Consider the following 14,872-nt stretch of genomic DNA (forward strand, 5'->3'; position numbering starts at 1 on the left):
AAGGTTTTTTATTATGCGTTCATAACGTAAATGGTAAAAGACAGGTATGTGGCAAAAGCGCTCCATAATAAATAAGGAACCAGAAGCCAGGCTGAAGCTTTACTGTATTTACCGGCAATGAGCAACAGAATGAGTGTTGTCACAGTCACAAGCAGGCAATCGATAGATGCAGCAAGCAAATTTTTCTGTGTGAATTGAAAATAGCTGAATCCTTGATTCACGATATAATTGATGAGAAGCATCACCCAAAAAGCTTTGGATTCTTTACATGAAAACTTTGCGTATATCAAGGCTGCTGAGAGCGAAATGAGCGCAAACAAAACCGCCCATATGATGCCGATCACTGATCCGCCCGGCGTCCAGTCAGGTTTTTGCAGCGCGTCGTACCATTCCCGGTCGATGGGAAAGAGAAACCCTGCTAAAGAAAACAAGACATATGTAATGATAAATACAATAATCGCACCGATATACTTCTTTTTCATTTGTTCCCTCCGCCATTCAATGTCAATACGTTAGTTCCCTCTTTTGGAAAGATCAAACCTTTTAAAGATCCATGCACCATTAAGTGTATGAGTTTTCAGTGTGAAAATGCAGCAAACCAATTATTTGTATTCAAAAACCCCGGAAGGCCGGGGTTTTAATCAGCATGAAGATCGCCAAAGGTCGTCATAATTCCTTCTTCGTCCAGTTCCTGCTCATATTTTTCGTGTGCTTTGCTTGGATACACGGATATGTTTTTCCGGTAATATCTGTCGCGATAAAGTTTTCATAATCCTCAGCATAGCCGATGTTTTCTTCTGAGTTCATTGTCATATCCCCATAGCTGAGCGGCGGATCTTCTAAATCCTGAGGCGTTTCTGAGTTTCCGTATTCCTCAACATCCTGATAAGCATCTTCACTATCGTAAGCCGCCCGGATTGATTCATCATCATCAAATTCAAACTGTCCGAACGGTGTTTCCTCTTCAATCGGCCTGTCTTTGGAAACGGCATCCTGCGAGGAATATTCCGCCAATGTCGTAGCCGTCGGCAGAGCTTCGAGTCTGTCATAAGGAATGTCCTTGCCGCTGACTTCACATGTGCCGTATGTGCCGTTTTCAATTTGTTTCAGAGAGTAATCAATATCGCGAAGGTGCTCCCGTTCATGGTCGAGCAGAGCCAGGTCTTTTTCCCGCTCGTATAATTCGGTCGCCTGATCGCCGGGATGATTGTCATAGGAAGACAATTCGCCGGATGATTGATACGGGAATTCATCAGTTAACTGAAATTGATCATTTTCTTTAAAGCGGCTTAAAATATCATCTCTGGCTTCTTCCAATTCTTTTTTTAAGTGTGTGATCTGTTTGTTTGTAAGCACATCAATCCCTCGTTTCTATGTGATGCTTACTGTTAGTATGAACGTTTTTGCGCAGAAAAATGGTGGATAAAAATAGTCATTTTCCCACGGGGAAGTAAAAGGATACAGTGATTGCCGAGAGTGGGGAAAGAAAATTCAAGTTTGTTTCTTTATTCATTTGCGCAAAAAGGTTTATAATAAGAAATGCGGGCATTTTGTCGTGCTCAAATCTGTGTGTTTGACACAAATTCATCACAGGTGTATTGTATTAAAAGCATTTAACGGATTATGGAGGAATGTCTCATGGTGACAACGGTGCAGCATACGTTCCGAGAGGAAGCAGATCATGCATTACATAAAGCCAAACAAGTCAACCATGCTGTCTTATTGAGCTATTCAAGACGTATTGCGTCTTTAGACCCTCTATCATTTTTCAAAGACGGAGCAAAAAAATATAAAGGCAAACGATTTTTTTGGTCAGAACCCGGTAGTGAATTAACAATAGTCGGTCTTGGCACAGAAGCGCTGTTCCAATCGAATGAAAAAAATGGAAAACGTTATCACGACGTTTTTGAACAATGGGAGCGCTTTAAAAAGACGGCTTTTCATATTCATGAAGAAGAAGAGGCGGCGCATACCGCGGTCGGCCCTGTCTTATTCGGCGGTTTTTCATTTAATCCCGCTGAAGAGAGAGGAGACGAATGGAACGGGTTCGAAGAAGGGCTGTTCTTTATCCCCTCACTCATGCTGACAAAGACGGCAGATGGTGATTATTTAACCGTCAATCAATGGGCGGCAGACGGTAATCAGGCAGAAGATACGCTGAAACGTCTGAAATCTTTTTCAGAAGCTTTTGCAGTTTCTTCAATTCAGTATGAAGAATATCCTGTTTTAACAAAAGCGGAAGAACTTGATGTGGAAAACTGGCTTGAGGCCATTAAAACAGCAACAAATGATATGAAGGCAAATCAATATGATAAAGTCGTGCTGGCAAGGGAAGTCGTTTTGTCATATGATGGGCCTATTCTGGCGGAGAGCGTTGTCCGCAAGCTTTTGACGGACCAAACGACAAGCTATGTTTTTGCGATTGAGCAGGGAAATAAATGCTTTGTCGGCGCTTCACCGGAACGGCTGATCAAAAAATCCGGCAAAGACGTTATGTCCACCTGTCTGGCAGGTTCAATTAAGCGCGGAGAAAATCAACAAGAAGATGACCGTCTCGGCAAAGAGCTGCTGCATGACGAAAAAAATCTCGCGGAACATGATTTTGTGGTTCAGATGATACACGATTCTTTCTTGTCGAGCTGCAGCGATGTGAAAAAGCCTGCAGGTCCGCAATTATATAAAACAAAAAGTGTTCAGCATCTATATACGCCGATCACAGGCCATCTTAAAACGTCCGCTTCGCTGTTTGATTTAATTGAAAAGCTGCATCCTACCCCGGCATTGGGCGGAGCTCCCCAGCAGAAAGCTGTTGAAGTTATCGCTGATATTGAACCGATGACACGCGGATGGTACGCGGCTCCGATCGGCTGGATGGACGGCAGGGAAAACGGAGAATTTGTCGTGGCTATCCGATCAGGGCTGATTGAAGGCAAAAGTGCGCGGCTTTTCGCAGGCTGCGGTATTGTTGAAGATTCAGATCCGCAATCAGAATATGAAGAAACACAAATTAAACTAAAGCCGATGATCTCTGCTTTAGGAGGTGAAAGGCTTTGACAAACCCGATTACACATTATATCGGAAGTTTTATTGATGAATTCGCTCTATCTGGTGTCACCGACGCGGTTGTTTGCCCGGGATCGAGGTCAACTCCCCTGGCGGTTTTGGCGGCGGCCCACCCGGATATTCAAGTCCATATACAGATTGATGAACGATCCGCAGGTTTTTTCGCACTCGGTCTTGCAAAAGCCCGCCAGCGTCCGGTCATGCTGATTTGTACGTCAGGAACGGCAGCGGCTAACTTCTATCCGGCCGTGATTGAAGCTCATTATTCAAGAGTGCCTCTTATTGTCCTGACTGCTGACCGGCCTCATGAATTGAGGGAAGTGGGGGCGCCTCAGGCGATTAACCAGCATTTTCTGTTCGGTAACTTTGTTAAGTTTTTCACAGACTCGGCTCTGCCTGAGGAAAATCCTCAAATGCTGAGCTATATCAGAACATTGGCCGGCAGAGCTGTAAGTGAAGCCGGGAAGCGCCCGATGGGGCCAGTCCATATCAATGTGCCGCTCAGAGAGCCTTTGATGCCGGATTTATCAGCCGGACCTTTTGAAAGAATGAGAAAGGGGAAGCACGTCTCAGTCACAACAGGGATGCAGTCAGCTGATCAAGACTCGCTCTGTCATATTACAGAGCGTCTCGCGGGTACCGAAAGAGGTATGATCGTCTGCGGAGAAATTCACGGTGAAGCAGAAAAGCAGCAAATCATCGCGCTTGCCGAGATGCTTCAGTTCCCGATTTTGGCTGATCCGCTTTCAAACCTCCGAAACGGGGAGCATGATAAGACGCTGATTATTGATGCTTATGACTCGTTCTTAAAAGATGAAGAAATAAAAGAGGCGCTGCGCCCTGACGCTGTGATCCGCTTCGGCCCGATGCCGGTTTCCAAACCGCTCTTTTTATGGCTCAGAGATGATCCTGCCATTGAGCAGTTTATCGTCGATGAAGACGGAGGATGGAGAGATCCCACCCAGGCCGGCGCGCATATGATTCATTGCCATCCGTCGGTGTTTTTGGAAGCGGTCCGTTCAGCTGAAACCGGAAAACGGCCGTCCGGATGGCTTGAGAAATGGCAGTTTGTCAATGAGCGGTTCCGGAGTCATTTACAGGCCGCGAGCATGGATGATTTATCATTTGAAGGAAATGTATATCGTCAGCTTCAGCACCTTGTCCCTGAAGGCAGTTCGATTTTTGTCGGCAACAGCATGCCGATCCGCGACGTGGATACTTTCTTTGAAAAACAAGATCGTTCCTTCCGTGTCTATGCCAACCGCGGTGCTAACGGCATTGACGGAGTTGTCTCCTCGGCTATGGGGCTGTGTGAAGGTACAAAAGCTCCTGTCACGCTTGTCATTGGAGATTTATCGTTTTACCATGATTTAAACGGGCTGTTAGCGGCTAAAAAACTTGGAATTCCGCTTACGGTTATTTTAATAAACAATGATGGCGGCGGGATTTTCTCGTTTTTGCCGCAGGCATCTGATAAGACTCATTTTGAAGAACTGTTCGGTACGCCGACGGGTCTTGATTTCCGGCATGCCGCCGCACTGTACGGCGGGACGTATACTTGTCCTGAGACATGGGAAGCATTTAAGGATGCGTATCAGCCGCAGGCGGACAAGCCCGGACTTCATATAATCGAGCTGAAAACAGATCGGACATCAAGAGTTCAATTCCATCGTGATCTGCTGCAGGCCGCAGTGCGGGAAGTGAAAAAAGAATGGAAACTGTAACAGTTAAAACGGCTGACGGCGTATGCTATCGTGCTGCTGATAGCGGACACGAATCGTCTGAAGCTATTGTTTGTCTGCATGGATTTACGGGCAGCAAAGAATCATGGATGTTTTTACGCGGCATGTTTCCCGGCGAGCGAATGGTGATGATTGACTGCCTGGGTCACGGGGAGACAGACGCGCCTGTGCAAGCGGCAAGGTATAGTGCGAGCCGGCAGGTTGCGGACCTTGCCGCCGTTTTTGATCAATTAAAACTTCACAAAGTGAAACTTATTGGTTATTCTATGGGGGGAAGACTTGCGTATTCCTTTGCACAGGCATTTCCGCATCGGGTGTCAGCGCTTGTTTTGGAAAGTACAACCCCGGGCCTCAGCACGCTTCAGGAACGCAAAAAGCGGATTCAGTCAGACCGGAAGCTTGCTGACTTTATATTGTGGGAAGGTATAACATCGTTTGTTGATTATTGGGAGAGCATTCCGTTGTTTGCCACGCAGCTTTCTCTGCCGGACAGCGTAAAGGCGTCCATCCGTGCCGGCAGGCTGAAGAATAATCCGTCCGGACTTGCAGGAAGCCTGCTCGGAATGGGGACGGGCTCACAGCCTTCCTGGTGGGAGGCATTACACCGCATCAAGGCGCCCGTCCTGCTTATATGCGGTGAATGGGATGAAAAGTTTTGCGCTATTAATCAAAAGGTGCATAACCTGCTCCCATCAAGTAAAATAGAGGTTGTCAAACAGGCGGGGCACACGGTACATGTGGAACAGCCGCGAATTTTTGGTAAGATAGTAAGTGAGTTTTTATACGGCTTGTAAAGCATAAAGAAAATAGCTTTTCGGCCGGACTCAGGCAAAAATGAAGGAGGTCATATCAATGGCTGCAGAATGGAAAAGTGAACGTCAGTACGATGAAATCCTGTACGAGACGTATAACGGTATTGCAAAAATAACAATTAACCGCCCGGAGGTACATAACGCATTTACTCCTAAGACGGTATCAGAAATGATTGACGCGTTTGCTTGTGCGCGTGATGACTCTAATATTGGTGTCATCGTTCTTGCGGGAGCGGGAGATAAAGCATTCTGTTCAGGCGGAGACCAAAAAGTCCGCGGTCACGGCGGATATGTCGGAGACGATCAGATCCCGCGTCTGAATGTGCTTGATCTTCAGCGTTTGATCCGCGTGATTCCTAAACCGGTCGTAGCGATGGTATCAGGCTATGCCATCGGCGGAGGCCATGTGCTTCATATCGTCTGTGATTTAACGATTGCGGCCGATAACGCGATTTTCGGTCAAACCGGCCCGAAAGTGGGAAGCTTTGATGCCGGTTACGGCTCAGGTTACCTGGCGCGTATCGTCGGACATAAGAAAGCCCGTGAAATCTGGTACCTGTGCCGTCAATACAACGCGCAGGAAGCGCTCGACATGGGGCTTGTCAATACGGTAGTCCCATTAGAGAAACTTGAAGAGGAAACAATTAAATGGTGTGAAGAAATGCTTGAGAAAAGCCCTACAGCCCTTCGTTTCCTTAAAGCGGCATTTAACGCTGATACAGACGGCCTCGCCGGAATTCAGCAATTTGCAGGAGATGCAACGCTTCTTTATTACACGACTGACGAAGCGAAAGAAGGCCGTGATTCCTTTAAAGAGAAACGCAGTCCCGATTTCGGTCAATTCCCTCGTTTTCCGTGATCAGATGACACTACGAAACAGCTTGAGCCGCTCTGGTCCAAGCTGTTTTCTTTTCAAAAACAGTACTTTTACCTCGGAGATGATAACATGCTGACAGAACAGCCGAATTGGCTCATTCAAAGGGCTCAGCTGACACCGGAGAGAATCGCTCTCATATTTGAAAACAAACAGATGACATTCAGAGAATTATATCATGCTTCTAAACAAATGGCCGCGCGGCTGTCCAAATACTGCTCGCTTAAAAAAGGAGACAGGGCCGCGATTTTGCTTTCTAACAGACCGGAAATGGTTTATGCCGTTCACGCCTGCTTCTTATTAGGGGCGGAAGCTGTGCTGTTGAATACGAAGCTCTCAAAACAGGAACGGTTGTTTCAGCTCGAAGATTCACAGGCAAAGCTTTTATTAACGGAGGACGGTTTTTGCCGCGAAGAATATGAATCTGCGGTCGCCACCGCAGATGTGGACGAGCTGCAGGCTGAAGAGGCGGGTGACATGGAGCCGGAAGCTTATGTAACGCTTGATGATACGGCGACTCTTATGTATACGTCAGGAACAACGGGAAGGCCGAAGGGGGTGCAGCAGACTTTCGGTAATCATTATTCCAGCGCTGTATCGTCTGCGCTGAATCTGGGGGTCACAGAGCGGGACCGCTGGCTTATTGCGCTGCCGCTGTTTCATATCAGCGGTCTGTCTGCGCTGTTTAAGTCGGTCATTTACGGCATGCCTGTCGTGCTTCATCAAAAATTTTCTGTCACTGATGTGCTGGACAGCATCAGCTCCCATCAGGTCACGATCATTTCAGCGGTGCAGACCATGCTCTCGGGCCTGCTTGCGGAAACTGAACAATGTCCTGAATCACTGCGCTGCATTCTGCTTGGCGGGGGTCCGGCACCGCTGCCGCTCCTTGAAGAATGCCGCAGGAAACAATTTCCGGTATTCCAATCTTACGGCTTGACTGAAACCTGCTCACAGATTGTCACGCTTTCTCCGGAATTCAGCATGGACAAGCTCGGCTCGGCCGGTAAACCGCTGTTTTCATGCGAAATTAGAATTGAAAAAGACGGAAACCCTTGTGCGCCGTTTGAACATGGTGAAATTACGGTGAAAGGCCCGAATGTAATGAAAGGGTATTATCATCGTGACGACGCGAACCAGGCCGCTTTTCATAATGGATGGTTTAAAACGGGCGATCTTGGCTATTTGGATGATGAAGGGTTTTTATACGTGCTGGACAGGCGGTCGGACCTCATCATTTCAGGCGGAGAGAACATCTACCCGGCAGAAGTGGAAGCGGCGCTGCTTGCCCATCCGGCTGTAGCGGAGGCCGGTGTTTCGGGAGCCGAAGATCCGAAGTGGGGGAAAGTGCCGCATGCTTTTCTCGTGCTGACTTCTTCTGTCAGTTCTGAGGAGCTGACCGCTTTTTGCCGTGAGCGGCTTGCAAAATATAAAATACCGGCTGCTTTTTTCACGGTTGACGAGCTTCCGCGGAATGCGTCCAATAAACTGATGAGGCATCGGCTGAATGAGCTTCGTAAAGGAGAATTGTCATGATTAAGATTGAAAAAATCACCCTTTATCATGTAAGTATGAGGCTGAAAAAACCGTTTAAAACAAGTATTGAAACGCTGCAGGACCGTAAATTTTTGATCGTGGAAGCGATCGATGAAACCGGGAGAACCGGCTGGGGGGAGGTATCGGCGTTTTCTTCTCCGTGGTATACAGAAGAAACGATTCAGACATGCGCGCATATGCTGAGAGATTTTTTTATCCCAAATGTCGTAGGCCGCGAGTTTTTCCATCCGTCAGAAGTGCCTGACAGTCTCGCGCGTTTCAAAGGGAACCGCATGGCAAAAGCGGGGCTTGAATCAGCCGTGTGGGATCTATATGCCAAGAAAAAGGGGATATCTCTCGCAGAAGCCTTAGGGGGCAAAAGAGATAAAGTGCCCGCCGGCGTGGCGGTGGGTCTGGCTTCGGCTGATGAGATGCTTCGGGAAATTGAGCAATACGTAAAAGAAGGTTATCAACGTATAAAATAAAAATTCAGCCCGGCCATGACGTTGATCTGGTCAGAGCCATCCGCAGCCGTTTTCCGAACGTGCCGCTGATGGCGGATGCCAACTCGGCTTATGAACTGAAAGACATCAGCAGGCTGAAAGAGTTGGATGAATTCCAGCTCATGATGATAGAACAGCCGCTTCAGGCAGATGATATTGTCGATCACCGCCACCTGCAGAAACACTTAAGAACCGCGGTATGCCTTGATGAAAGCATATGCTCATATGATGATGCAAGGCGGGCGATTGAGCTTGGGAGCTGTAAAATAATTAACATAAAACCGGCGCGTGTAGGAGGCCTGACAGAGGCTTTAAAAATACATGACTTATGCAGAGAGCATCACATGCCGGTTTGGTGCGGCGGAATGTTTGAAACCGGCATTTCGAGAGCGCAGACAGTCGCGCTTGCTTCGCTGCCGCAATTTACAATACCGGGTGATATTTCCTCATCAGACCGATACTGGGAGGAGGATATTGTCACTCCCGACATCCGTATCGAAGAGGGATTCATCTCTGTCCCGGACGGTCCCGGACTGGGTGTTGAAGTCAATCAGGAAATAATGAGAAAATACGTCACCCAAATGGACGTTTTTACGACAAACAACTGATAAAAAGACATTTCAGCGAGTTGAGCTGCCTGTATGCTGCTGTTATATTGAAACTGTTCATTATCACCCCTTCCCCCGTTTGAACCGGCTGTATCAGCCGGTTTTTTTAATAGGCGAATGCGATGATTTTTTTATTCTTCAAACAGTGTCGGCTTTACATCGCAGGTGCTGCTTTCCGGCTGGGGCAAACATGTACATCTTGATAAAAAATTCTGTGCTTGTCATGAATGCGATACTGATTGTATCGCATGCCGCCGCCTATATTTGCCGCCGAACCGCCTTTCTGCCATGCTTCTCATCCGCGCGGTTTTCTCCGGTTCAGGGATGCTTGCGGCGGAAATGAAAAAGAGCTGTATAAAACAGCTCTTTTCTTTTATAAATCATGCGGTTTAAAGGTTTTGCAATCCGTTTCTTCACTTTTTTCAGCGGTTTCGCCTGTATGGCTGACCACATAAATAGCGTCGGCCGTGCATTTGTTTCCTCTGCCCCAATATGAACAGTTATTGACTTCACACAGAATTTTTTGGTCCATGCTGGCTCCCCTCCAAGATAAAAGGTACGCCTTTAGTATGAGCCGCCCTGATTTTTGTTATTCCTCCTGGCGGATATAACGTCTGTCTTTCATAAAGAGCTTCCAGAAGAAATAAAACCCGGGGAACAAAATGATGAAAGCGACGATATACGTCATAAACAGCGCCCTGAAGGTTGCCGGCTCCGTAAATCCTGACATGACCGTAATATCCGGATAAATCATATAAGGAAGATGAGCCCGTCCGTATGCATAGCTTGCCAGAAAGTATTGGAGCGCAATGGCGATCATGGCGATTCTCGGTTTGCCGAGGTTGCGGCCGAAGCGCTTATTCGGCAAAAACAGAGCCACGCCGGCAATGATAAATGTAATGACAGACAGAATGAGCCATGTCTTGTCTTTCATCATGCCCGTGTACAGCCAGCCGGCTTCAGAGCGTAATGTCAGCATAATGAAGAAGGCAAACAGAAGCGACAGCGGCCCTGTTAGTAAAGAGCTCCGTCTGTAGATGCGGTACGCATGCTCCTCTTCCGCAACATTTGAAAAATCGGCCAGAAGCAGTGAAGATAAAAATAAAGTGCTTAAAATGGCAAAGCCGATAAACGCATACGCATTAAGGCTTGTAAAGACATTTGCCAAATTCAGGTGATACACTCCGCCCGTCTTCTCAATAAACCCTCCGTGTGTGACCGGAAGGACCAAAATCAGCACAGCGGGAATAATGAAGCCTGAAATTCCGGAGATATATCTCATGATTTTTCTTTCCTTCGCCGTATTGGAGAAGACGAGAAAGCCGCTGCGGATGGCTAAGAGCAGCAAAATAATACTTCCCGGGATCAATAAAACGGTTCCCAGCACGAAGGTTGCCCCTGGAAAGAAGCTGAATAGGGCGACAACGATCGCGACGATAAAGACGTTGGTCACTTCCCATGTCGGGGACAAATAACGATTAGCGATATTTGTCGCCTTTGTTTGTTCTCTATTTAAATAAATCATCGACCAAAAGCCGGCTCCGAAGTCCATCGTTGCCATGACCGCGTAGATAAACACGAAGCCCCATACGATTGATATCGCAATGAGAGCATCCATGGTAATGTCCATTTCAATTCAGCCCTTTCTATTGTTAGGATTCCGCCGCTTTTACATCCTCCTCAACAGGATGTTTGCGGAAATAATAAAGCAGCACATAAATAACTGCGGCTGCCAAAATGGCGTAAACGACCGTAAACAGGATGAACAGCAAACCGATTGAACCGGTTGTCGTGACGACATCAGACGTTTTCAGGAGATGGTAAATCACCCATGGCTGCCGCCCCGTACAAGCGAATATCCACCCGAATTCAATTCCGATCAGACTGAGCGGTCCTGCGGTTAAAAATAAAATCAAAAGCCAAGTCGGAAAGCTGTCTTTCTTTAAAATTTTCTCCACACGATGCCGATGATGGAGTACAAAATGAGCAGCATCCCGATGCCGACCATTCCGTTAAACAGTGTATGGATGAATAAAGGCGGCCACTCGTCTTTCGGAAACGCGTTCAATCCTTTGACGACGGTATCAAAGCTGTTTGCGGCCAAAAAGCTTAAAGCCCACGGCACTTCTATCGCCCATTTTACTTTTTCTTCTTTTGCATCAGTAAAACCCCCGATCGCAAGCGGAGCGTGTGATCTAGTTTCAAACAGCCCTTCTGCGCCCGCAAGCTTCTCAGGCTGGTATTCGTAAAGAAGCTGGGCTGACTCGTGACCGTTTAAAGAGGCAAGAATGGAGAATATCCCGCCGATCGTTAAGGCGAGCAGCAGCGCTTTTCGGTGAAAGCGGTATACCTGCTCCTGTTTTCTCGTTCTCAGCATTTTATAAGCAGCAACTGACGCGACGATAAATGCACCGGTCATGAAAGCCGTCAGTACGACATGGCCCGCGGTGGTGAAAAAGCTTGGATTAAAAAACGCTGCCCACGGTTCGACGTCAGTGATTTTGCCGTTTAAAATTTTAAAACCGGCCGGCGTTCCTTCAAATGCGTGAACATTTGTGATTAAGACGGCTGATGCCGCGGCGCCGATCAAAACGAAAATAACGGCAATGATGCGCATCGCCGGAGTCAGCCGATCAGCGGCGTAGACATAAATGGACATAAACAGCGCTTCGATAAAGAAAGCATAAATTTCAATCTGAAACGGAAGTGACATCACCCTGCCGATGACCTCCATGAATCCGGGCCACAAAAGGGCAAGCTGTGTACCCGCGATCGTTCCGGTCGGTATCGCCACGCCGAGCAGAACAGCCTGCGCCTTCGTCCACCTTTTCGCCATAATGGCATAATGCGGATCTTTTGTTTTTTGATAAATCAATTCAGCCATTAAAATCATCAGAGGCAAGCCGACACCAAGCGTCGCAAAAATAATATGAAAGCCCATGGTTGTCCCGAACAGACTTCTGGCTAATACTAAATCATCCACGATCATAAACCGCCTTTCTAAATTACCGTTTTATGTAATGTGATTATATTATTTGCTGAAGCGATTAGATTATTCTTCCGATTCCATATATGTGCAGGGTTTAGAAATCAAGGGAGCAGGGCATATATGATTGACAAGCGCCTATTTAAGGTTTAGAATAAAACGTAATTATTACGATTTGAGAAAGGGAGATCATCATGAAAAAAGATATTCATCCGGATAACCATCAAGTGATTTTTCAAGATGTGAACAGCGGCTACCGCTTTTTAAGCCATTCTACGAAAACGTCAGAGGAAACGGCAGAGTGGGAAGACGGAAAAACATACCCGCTGATTAAAGTGGAAGTCAGCTCAGATACGCATCCGTTTTATACGGGCCGCCAAAAATTCAACGAAAAAGGCGGGAGAGTCGAACAGTTCAACAAAAAATACAATATGGGGAAATAAGACAAGCCCAATGGGGTTTGTCTTATTTATTGAGCACTTTGTCATCTTGTGCGGGGAGTGACGAAATGACCCGCCTTATGTTATATTGTGAATAAAAAGGCAGAAAGGAAACACCAAGATGAATCTTCTAAACGATATCATGCAATTTAATGAGCAGTTCACTAAAAACAAAGATTATGAAAAATACCAAACATCTAAATTCCCGGATAAAAAGATGGCGATTTTGTCCTGTATGGACACACGTCTTGTAGAATTGCTTCCGCATGCGATGAACATGCGAAACGGCGATGTGAAAATTATTAAAAGTGCCGGCGCGCTTGTCGCCCACCCGTTCGGAAGCATCATGCGCAGCCTTTTAGTGGCCGTATACGAATTAAACGCTGATGAAGTCTGCGTTATCGGCCACCATGATTGCGGCATGAGCAAAATCAACAGCGAGGATATGCTTGATAAAATTATCGACCGCGGTATTCCGAAAGAGCGGATTGACATGCTGAAGCACTCAGGTGTTGATCTTGATCAATGGCTGAAAAGCTTTGATTCAGTAGAAGCGAGTGTTACAGACAGCGTAAACGTCATTAAACACCATCCGCTATTCCCTGACAATGTCCCGGTGCACGGTCTGGTGATTGATCCTGAAACCGGTAAACTTGATCTGGTGATCGACGGCTACCAGCATATGGACTAATGTTTTTGTTTTTTGTCCGGTACGGGATCAACACCGCCCGGATGAAAAGGGTGGCACTTTAAAATCCGCTTCAGTGTCAGCCATCCGCCTTTTAATGCGCCGTGAGTCTTGACGGCTTCGATTCCGTACTGCGAACACGTCGGGTAAAAGCGGCATGACGGCGGTGTCAGCGGAGAGATGAACTTCTGGTATCCGCGGATTAATGCAATCATTATGGTTTTCATCAAAAAACCACCTTTCTGATGCTAGTATAGAAAAAAATTTCAGATTGAAAAGCTTCCGCCACAATTCTTATCGGAAAACTGTGTTATAATGGATGCATATTCTGAAAAAAGGGAGTGCCATTATGCCTTCAGTAGAAAGTTTTGAGCTAGACCATAATGCGGTTGTGGCTCCGTATGTAAGACATTGCGGAGTGCATAAAGTCGGAACAGACGGCGTTGTGAATAAGTTTGACATTCGCTTCTGCCAGCCGAACAAACAGGCGATGAAGCCGGATACGATTCATACGCTTGAGCACTTGCTTGCGTTTACGATTCGCACACATTCTGAGAAATACGATCACTTCGACATCATAGATATCTCACCGATGGGCTGCCAGACAGGCTATTATCTTGTTGTCAGCGGCGAGCCGACAGCGGAAGAAATTGTAGACCTGCTTGACGCTACGCTGAAAGAAGCCATCGATATTACGGAGATTCCGGCGGCCAATGAAAAACAGTGCGGCCAGGCGAAACTTCATGATTTAGAAGGCGCGAAACGCCTGATGCGTTTCTGGCTGTCACAAGATAAAGAAGATTTGCTGAAAGTGTTCGGATAAAAAACAGGCCTTTTTGCTGATATGCAAAAAGGCTTTTTTACATATTTCTAAAAAATGTCACACCTTATGTGTAAGCGTTTGCTAAAATAGAAGCAAACATGAAGGAGTGATGGGATGAAACGGGCTGTATTGGCAGGTATGTGCGGTATGGTATTTCTATTATCTTCCTGCGGGGGCAATTCGGACAAAACCTCCGCGGATGAGGAGCCTAAAGCGCTTGAGGTCAAGCTTACAGGACCGGAAACGGCAGCACCGCATGAAAAAACGGAATACAAGGCGGAGGTTTTTTACGGCGGCAAGCGTGTCACGGATGCGGATGAAGTCATGTTTGAAGTATGGAAAGAAGGAAAAAAGGCAGCAGCAAAACAAGCAAGGCCAAGGAGGAAAAAGGGGCGTATCACCTGCGGACTGAATTTGATGAAGAGGGTGTGTATACCGTTCAATCCCACGTAACGGCAAAACAGCAGCATAATATGCCGACTGTAAAAGTGCGTGTCGGGGATGCTGAAGCTGCCGATGATTCCTCCGGCCATGAGGAACAGACGCATCATCATTAAGGATTGTTTTTATCCGTCAAGCCTTTTGATGCGTCCTCCGGCGGGTCAATCGTATGTTTTACGTTATAAGCTCTTACAGTCGACCAGATGGATAAAAGCAGCACAGCGAGCACGATAAGAAAGCCGAAGCCCAGAAGAAGCAGCATGAAATCCCTCCTTTTTAACAAATCATAACATATTTTCCATCCGTAAAATCAAGGGCTAAAAATTTATGTTTTAACACACGATATATAGGGTATA

At 46.8% G+C, this 14,872-nt stretch carries 13 protein-coding genes and 4 pseudogenes; 10 read left to right on the plus strand and 7 right to left on the minus strand.

Annotated elements, in window-relative coordinates; genetic code table 11:
* Positions 1–11: 11 nt before the first annotated feature.
* Together D368_RS05320 and D368_RS05325 are read right to left on the minus strand one after the other, a co-directional pair.
* Positions 12–482 (minus strand): tryptophan-rich sensory protein, encoded by a 471-nt coding sequence (locus D368_RS05320; RefSeq protein WP_128574613.1) that lies wholly within the window; start codon positions 480–482, stop codon positions 12–14.
* A 155-nt stretch (positions 483–637) separates the two neighbouring features.
* Positions 638–1,356: pseudogene (locus tag D368_RS05325) on the minus strand (TraR/DksA C4-type zinc finger protein).
* 282 nt (positions 1,357–1,638) lie between these two features.
* On the opposite strand from D368_RS05325, the gene D368_RS05330 reads away from it, so the two are divergent.
* From D368_RS05330 to menC, 6 genes and pseudogenes are all read left to right on the plus strand, one after another.
* Positions 1,639–3,054, plus strand: coding sequence for an isochorismate synthase (locus tag D368_RS05330; protein WP_029974105.1), 1,416 nt, complete (start codon positions 1,639–1,641; stop codon positions 3,052–3,054).
* Complete coding sequence (menD, locus tag D368_RS05335) at positions 3,051–4,787, plus strand: 2-succinyl-5-enolpyruvyl-6-hydroxy-3-cyclohexene-1-carboxylic-acid synthase (RefSeq protein WP_071391456.1); 1,737 nt, start codon at positions 3,051–3,053, stop codon at positions 4,785–4,787. Before D368_RS05330 ends, menD begins: the two co-directional genes overlap by 4 nt.
* On the plus strand, positions 4,775–5,599 hold the full coding sequence (menH, locus tag D368_RS05340) for a 2-succinyl-6-hydroxy-2,4-cyclohexadiene-1-carboxylate synthase (protein WP_071391457.1): 825 nt from the start codon (positions 4,775–4,777) through the stop codon (positions 5,597–5,599). The genes menD and menH overlap by 13 nt, the downstream gene beginning before the upstream one ends.
* A gap of 58 nt (positions 5,600–5,657) precedes the next feature.
* Positions 5,658–6,476, plus strand: a complete 819-nt coding sequence (gene menB / locus D368_RS05345) for a 1,4-dihydroxy-2-naphthoyl-CoA synthase (protein ID WP_003152221.1) — start codon at positions 5,658–5,660, stop codon at positions 6,474–6,476.
* An 87-nt stretch (positions 6,477–6,563) separates the two neighbouring features.
* On the plus strand, positions 6,564–8,027 hold the full coding sequence (locus tag D368_RS05350) for an o-succinylbenzoate--CoA ligase (protein ID WP_071391458.1): 1,464 nt from the start codon (positions 6,564–6,566) through the stop codon (positions 8,025–8,027).
* Positions 8,024–9,138 (plus strand): annotated as a pseudogene (gene menC / locus D368_RS05355) (o-succinylbenzoate synthase). Before D368_RS05350 ends, menC begins: the two are co-directional and overlap by 4 nt.
* A gap of 373 nt (positions 9,139–9,511) precedes the next feature.
* On the opposite strand, the gene D368_RS05365 reads toward menC, so the two are convergent.
* The 3 genes and pseudogenes from D368_RS05365 to D368_RS05375 form a co-directional block, all read right to left on the minus strand.
* Entirely contained in the window at positions 9,512–9,670 is a 159-nt protein-coding gene (locus D368_RS05365) for a DUF1540 domain-containing protein (protein WP_007408842.1), read from the minus strand.
* Between the two features lie 57 nt (positions 9,671–9,727).
* Positions 9,728–10,768 (minus strand): cytochrome d ubiquinol oxidase subunit II, encoded by a 1,041-nt coding sequence (locus D368_RS05370; protein ID WP_014418703.1) that lies wholly within the window; start codon positions 10,766–10,768, stop codon positions 9,728–9,730.
* A 22-nt stretch (positions 10,769–10,790) separates the two neighbouring features.
* Positions 10,791–12,121: pseudogene (locus D368_RS05375) on the minus strand (cytochrome ubiquinol oxidase subunit I).
* 197 nt (positions 12,122–12,318) lie between these two features.
* On the opposite strand from D368_RS05375, the gene D368_RS05380 reads away from it, so the two are divergent.
* Together D368_RS05380 and D368_RS05385 are read left to right on the plus strand one after the other, a co-directional pair.
* On the plus strand, positions 12,319–12,567 hold the full coding sequence (locus D368_RS05380) for a type B 50S ribosomal protein L31 (protein ID WP_003152229.1): 249 nt from the start codon (positions 12,319–12,321) through the stop codon (positions 12,565–12,567).
* A 118-nt stretch (positions 12,568–12,685) separates the two neighbouring features.
* Positions 12,686–13,255, plus strand: coding sequence for a beta-class carbonic anhydrase (locus tag D368_RS05385; protein WP_101562367.1), 570 nt, complete (start codon positions 12,686–12,688; stop codon positions 13,253–13,255).
* Here the strand turns inward: D368_RS05385 and yidD are convergent.
* Complete coding sequence (gene yidD, locus D368_RS05390; protein ID WP_003152235.1) at positions 13,252–13,479, minus strand: membrane protein insertion efficiency factor YidD; 228 nt, start codon at positions 13,477–13,479, stop codon at positions 13,252–13,254. The genes D368_RS05385 and yidD overlap by 4 nt on opposite strands.
* Before the next feature lie 122 nt (positions 13,480–13,601).
* On the opposite strand from yidD, the gene D368_RS05395 reads away from it, so the two are divergent.
* Together D368_RS05395 and D368_RS05400 are read left to right on the plus strand one after the other, a co-directional pair.
* Positions 13,602–14,075 carry an S-ribosylhomocysteine lyase gene (locus D368_RS05395; protein WP_003152237.1) on the plus strand — a complete coding sequence of 158 codons (474 nt, stop codon included), beginning with the start codon at positions 13,602–13,604 and terminating at the stop codon, positions 14,073–14,075.
* A 114-nt stretch (positions 14,076–14,189) separates the two neighbouring features.
* Positions 14,190–14,632 (plus strand): annotated as a pseudogene (locus D368_RS05400) (FixH family protein).
* On the opposite strand, the gene ytzI reads toward D368_RS05400, so the two are convergent.
* The gene (ytzI, locus tag D368_RS05405) at positions 14,629–14,778 is read right to left on the minus strand and encodes a YtzI protein (RefSeq protein WP_071391461.1); all 150 of its coding nucleotides are present in this window, start codon (positions 14,776–14,778) and stop codon (positions 14,629–14,631) included. The pseudogene D368_RS05400 and the gene ytzI sit on opposite strands and share 4 nt — an antisense overlap.
* Positions 14,779–14,872 lie beyond the last annotated feature (94 nt).

It is taken from the genome of Paenibacillus lentimorbus NRRL B-30488, from assembly GCF_000411595.1.
In the GTDB taxonomy this organism is placed as follows: Bacteria; Bacillota; Bacilli; order Bacillales; family Bacillaceae; genus Bacillus; species Bacillus velezensis.